The 861-nt window shown below is 37.2% G+C and carries 2 protein-coding genes; both read right to left on the minus strand.

Annotation, left to right across the window (positions count from 1 at the left end):
* Nucleotides 1-34: 34 nt before the first annotated feature.
* On the minus strand, nucleotides 35-409 hold the full coding sequence (locus BTA35_RS16415; RefSeq protein WP_161489883.1) for an HK97-gp10 family putative phage morphogenesis protein: 375 nt from the start codon (nucleotides 407-409) through the stop codon (nucleotides 35-37).
* A gap of 96 nt (nucleotides 410-505) precedes the next feature.
* The gene (locus BTA35_RS16420; protein WP_078320899.1) at nucleotides 506-730 is read right to left on the minus strand and encodes a hypothetical protein; all 225 of its coding nucleotides are present in this window, start codon (nucleotides 728-730) and stop codon (nucleotides 506-508) included.
* Between the last annotated feature and the right edge of the window lie 131 nt (nucleotides 731-861).

Raw genomic sequence — 861 nt, forward strand, 5'->3', positions numbered from 1 at the left:
GTGTATATACTGCACTAGCACTTCCCCCCATATTTTAACCCCCTTTTTTCTTGACACCGATAGCATTTTTAATATCCCTTATAAATTTTGCTTTCTGCACTCGGAAACTAGGACGCATATAAGGTTGCGCTTTTTGTCTGATAGTTCCATATTCGACGAATTTAGCATAAGGCACATTTGTCTTGACAACTGCTTTCAAGTTACCGTTTTCAAGGGATAATCTGATTGACCTACGCAAAGCCCCCGTATCGACTGGACTTCTCTTTTGCGCCCCTTGTACAAGCTGCACACCGTTGTTTTTCACAATAGTTCTTAATTCGGGGATAATACTTTCATCAATGTTTAGATAGTCGTAAGTCTTTGAAAATGGTCTGCTACCCATTGACGATACACTCATTTTAATTCCCATATCAAACCACCGTATCATTAGATTGGCTAAAGTAATAGGTTGCGTTTTGGTTGCTGTAATTGGCTTGGTTAATTAATCGGTATGTTTTGCCATCTACTACAATATAGTCAAAATTCCAAGATAAAGCGCTATCAGGATATGGATTTCTAATAACAATAACATTCGTTCAATATCGCCGAATATTTCCCTTGTCTTAGATAAATTAAGATAGTTCAATTTAGCCATTCCTTGCGTCTTTGTTGGGTTTGAAGTAACATATTTCCCTTGTGTTCTATCGAAAACGCGCTCGCCGTTCTTTACAATGGTAAATTCTTTCATCATTTGAACCACCTTCCTAATAACCGATAAACGCTAACTTGGTGTTATCGTATGTTTCAAGTCCTTTGCTTTCAAGATAAGCGTTAATCATATCGGTATACTTTTCAAAAACACTAGCATAATCAACGGTAAAG

Origin of the sequence: Oceanospirillum linum, assembly GCF_001995095.2 — a bacterium.
GTDB lineage: Bacteria > Pseudomonadota > Gammaproteobacteria > Pseudomonadales > Halomonadaceae > Oceanospirillum > Oceanospirillum linum.